Below are 3975 nucleotides of genomic sequence, written 5' to 3' on the forward strand. Positions count from 1 at the left end.
AACCCCTTGTTTTATATGGCGCTCCCGACTGGAGTCGAACCAGTGGCCTGTCCCTTAGGAGGGGACCGCTCTATCCTGCTGAGCTACGGGAGCTGTGTGGCTGGCATTATACAAGAAGCAACTCCCTTTTAAACCCTTGATTTCTATTCCAATACAGCCAAATCCCCATTCTGGACGTTAAACGGTGAATATTTGTTCTGACTGCTGATGATGGCGCCATCGTCGAATACCTGTACCACCTCGAACAGGCCGTCGGCCGGGTTGCGCATCATGCGCGACTTGCCGTAAGGGTCGATGAAGTCGGCGTTGTGCTGGATGCGGAACTGGTCGCCAAGTTTGACGCCGTTGCGCCGTCCCAGATTGATGTAGGGGCCGCGTTCGTTCTGGCCGACCACCCGGGCGGTGACCGGGGCGCAGGTGAGCTGGGCTACCAGATCCTGAGCCGCCTGCTGCAACTGGTAGTTGACCTCCTGGCCATAGCTTGACTGCCAGAACTGGCCGCTGCTGCTGCCTACCCGGTCCCGTTTGCCGAAGGTCCAGGTGGCGCGCCCTTCGTAGACCTTGCGGTTGACCAGGCTGCCGTTGATGCCGTCGAACAGGTAGAGCTGCATGCGAAAGTTGCGTACGGGATCCTCATACCAGCTGGTCAGCTGGTTGCCTTGCGGCTCGATGGAGAGATCGTCGATGCTGCCGAGCACCAGATACTGGCTGTCGGTACGCAGGCTGAGTGCCTTGATCTCCTCGAGGGCGCTGCGATCCCCCTGTTGCAGGTGAAGCGGGTCGATGCGCAGGTTTTCATCCAGCCACTGGCGCACCGCGACCCCTTGCGGGGCGTTGGCGAGGGTTTCGAACAGCCGGCGCGAGAGGTTTTCCGGCATGTCGTCCATGGCGCCATAGCTTGCCTGATCCGGATAGCGCAGGCGTAGCCTGACCAGTGTCAAATCCTTGGCGAAGTGCTGGGTCTGGCAGATCTGGCGCTCGGCCTGAATGTCGGCCACCAGCGTGATGTACATGCGGCCGTTGCGCACCTCTTCACGCTTGAGGCGGTACTGGCGAATGTCACCGCCGGAGCGGATCTGGATCTGCTCGGAACGCAGACTGCCATTTTCCAGACGCTGCACGCTGGAAACGGCCGCGCCGCTGGCTAGCAAGGCTTGACGCAGGGCGTCGCGGGTCGCCTGCTCGCGGGCATAGACTTCATCGCCTCCCAGAATGGCGGCGCTGCCTTGTGCTTCGATAAGCTCGGCGCGGGCGCTCAGGCTGGCCAGCAGCAGGGTCAACAGCAGCGGTAATTTCATAGCTGATACCTTGAATTGGCGGGCAGCCGCGCCATTTTGAGGAAATGGCACCTGCTGGCCGACATGGATCACAACATGTTCCAAGTGGCAGCGCATGTTGGCGCTGACGATGACCATTAGAAAGCAAGAATCATGCCTCATTCCCGGCTCAAGCTTTGTCCGGCGCGTCCGATAACAAGTCAGGTGCACAGGTGCAGATACAGGAAAGGTATCCATGAACAAACTCATCACGGCGTTGGCGCTCGCCCTGGCATTGACCGGGTGCGGCTCTGACCCTATCGATCGGGATCAGGGTGACCCCCGCCAGGCGGCGCAGGGGATGGAGCTCAACTGGTTGGTAGCGCGCATGACCGAGCAGCTGATGGAGCGCAGATCGCCGACTACTCTGACCGAGCCGATCGCGGTGGCTTCTTTCGTCGATCTCGATACCCTGCAGGATACCAACTGGATGGGGCAGCAGATTGAGGAGAGCTTTATCTACGAGCTTAACCGTCGCGGCGAGGTGGTGGTGGACTTCAAGCTGACCGGCAGCATCAAGGTAACGCCGCAGGGAGACTTCGTGCTAAGCCGCAACTACAAGGAGCTCTCCTCCCGTTTGCCGATCTCCCGCATTCTGGTCGGCACCTTCAGCCGCAATAGCAAGGGGATCCTGGTCAACGCCCGCGTTATCGACATGCGCACCAAGATGGTGGAGACCACGGCCCAGAGCCTGATCCCGCAAAAATATCTGTTCGGTGCCAACAACTCGTTTGGTCGGGCATCGATCAATCGCGGTTATCTGATGCGTGACAGTCAGGCGAGGCCGGGTGGTCATCTGGTTAACCTGACGCCGTGAGGAGCGAGTCATGAAGATATTGCTTGGTTGCCTGTTGGCACTCTTGCTTACCGGTTGCAGCTACAACCGGGTGGTGGATTACACCCAGGGAGGCAAGCCCGATGATTTTCCGGTGCTCAAGGCGGTGGGCTATGCGGTGATCGACATCCAGCCCGGTCCCTCCCAGTCGGAGAAGATGCTGCAAGCCATTCGCGCTTCCAAGATGGATGCTTATCGCGAGCTGGCCGAGCAGCTCAATGGTCAGCAGGTGCGCGGCCAGAGCAGCTATCGTGACCTGACCCAGACCTCCAACTCGCTCGATGTGTCGGTCGCCGGTGTGGTGCGTGGTGCCCGGGTGGTGGCCTCCTATCCGCGCGGTAACACCTATGCCACCGAGATGGAGCTCGATACCCGCGCTCTCTACAACATCAATCAGTTGATGGCGGGTCAGTTCTGAGTTGATTGCCTGACCTGAAAACAGGCATCAAAACAAAAGGCGAGCAGGGTGCTCGCCTTTTGTCATGGTGGGCTGGTTAGCTCCCCATCAGCACCGGCGGCACTGCGGTGGGTTTCACATCCTCGCTCGGGTAGCAGCCAAGCACCTTGATATAGCGGGTGATCTTGGTCAGCTCCACCAGTGCGGCCTGCATCGCCGGGGTTTGCAGGTTGGCGGAGACGTCGAGGTAGAACATCTCTTCCCACGGGTTGCCTTGCACCGGACGGGACTCCAGCTTGGTCATGTTGATCTCGTGGCTGCGCAGTACCAGCAGTGCCTCGACCAGCGAACCCGGCTTCTGGGAGGTGGACATGATGAGGGTGGTTTTGGCCGGGATCTGCGGCGCCACGTCGATGGGCTTGCGCGCCACCACGATGAAGCGGCTGTAGTTCTCTTTCTGGTTGGCGAGCTGCTCGGCCAGCACGTCCAGGCCATAGAGCGCGCCGCCAGCGGCGCTGCCGATGGCGGCGGCCTCGGGGCTGGCCAGTTCCTTCACCTTCATCATGGCGCTGGAGGAGGAGTCACAGATCTCGTGACGGGCCCCTTCCAGCTTGCTCAGATAGTGAGAGCACTGCTGGAACACCTGCGGGTGGGCATAGAAGGTCTTGATGCGGCTCAGCTCGGTCGGTACGGCGGTGAGGATGCAGTGCTCGATGGGGTAGGTGAGCTCGCCGACGATGGAGAGGCTGGTGTGCTGCATCACGTCATAGACTTCGTTGATGGAGCCCGAGCTGGTGTTCTCGATGGGCAGCACGCCAAAGGCGGCGCGGCCTGACTCCACCGCATCCAGCACTTCGCGGAAGTTCTGGCAGTTCACCTCGATCACCTGATCCTTGTAGCGCGCCAGATATTTGCGAGCGGCGAGGCTGGAGTAGGAACCGCGCGGCCCCAGATAGGCGACGCTGGTCATCGGCTCCTGCTGCTCCGGGTTGAGCAGGCTCTGCAGATAGGCCTGCTGGGAGAGCACCGAGTCCTCGATGATGGTGTGGTAGATGCGGGTGATGTACTGGGCATCCAGCCCAAGCACGCGGCCTTGCTGGATCAGGGCGACCAGCAGCTCCTGCTCCCGCTGGTGGTCACGGATGGGGCGCGGGTTGGCTTGCTTGGCACGGGCGACCTCGATGCTGAGGGTCTTGCGTTTCGCCAGCAGGGCAAGCAGCTCCTGATCCAACCGGGTGATGTTTTGTCTGATCTCGTCGAGCGTTGCCATGATTGTTCCCTATCCAAGTAATCGATTGATATTGATGCAAAAAAAAGCCTCCGCGAGGGGAGGCTTGATTCGTCTTTGCTTTCTGTTCACACGACGACAGGCCTTCCCTCAAGCGGGCCGGATAAACGAGAAAGCAAAGAAGAATGGTGCGTGCATA

4 protein-coding genes, 1 tRNA gene and 1 other annotated feature are annotated in these 3975 nt (G+C 60.2%); of the genes, 2 read left to right on the top strand and 3 right to left on the bottom strand.

Annotation, left to right across the window (positions count from 1 at the left end; genetic code table 11):
• Positions 1-16: 16 nt before the first annotated feature.
• Together ACRAUW_RS17210 and ACRAUW_RS17215 are read right to left on the bottom strand one after the other, a co-directional pair.
• Positions 17-93: transfer RNA gene (locus tag ACRAUW_RS17210), tRNA-Arg, on the bottom strand.
• 50 nt (positions 94-143) lie between these two features.
• Positions 144-1298 carry a flagellar assembly protein FlgT gene (locus ACRAUW_RS17215; protein ID WP_431363251.1) on the bottom strand — a complete coding sequence of 385 codons (1155 nt, stop codon included), beginning with the start codon at positions 1296-1298 and terminating at the stop codon, positions 144-146.
• A gap of 214 nt (positions 1299-1512) precedes the next feature.
• On the opposite strand from ACRAUW_RS17215, the gene ACRAUW_RS17220 reads away from it, so the two are divergent.
• The gene (locus ACRAUW_RS17220) at positions 1513-2133 is read left to right on the top strand and encodes a FlgO family outer membrane protein (protein ID WP_431363252.1); all 621 of its coding nucleotides are present in this window, start codon (positions 1513-1515) and stop codon (positions 2131-2133) included.
• Positions 2134-2143: 10 nt separating this feature from the next.
• Complete coding sequence (locus tag ACRAUW_RS17225) at positions 2144-2569, top strand: LPP20 family lipoprotein (protein ID WP_179903274.1); 426 nt, start codon at positions 2144-2146, stop codon at positions 2567-2569.
• A gap of 76 nt (positions 2570-2645) precedes the next feature.
• Here ACRAUW_RS17225 and pheA read toward each other — a convergent pair whose 3' ends face one another.
• Positions 2646-3818: a prephenate dehydratase gene (gene pheA, locus ACRAUW_RS17230; protein WP_431363253.1), complete on the bottom strand. Its 1173-nt coding sequence runs from the start codon at positions 3816-3818 to the stop codon at positions 2646-2648.
• Positions 3819-3856: 38 nt separating this feature from the next.
• Positions 3857-3975 (bottom strand) — a sequence feature (Phe leader region).

This window comes from Aeromonas sp., from assembly GCF_050633025.1.
In the GTDB taxonomy this organism is placed as follows: Bacteria; Pseudomonadota; Gammaproteobacteria; order Enterobacterales; family Aeromonadaceae; genus Aeromonas.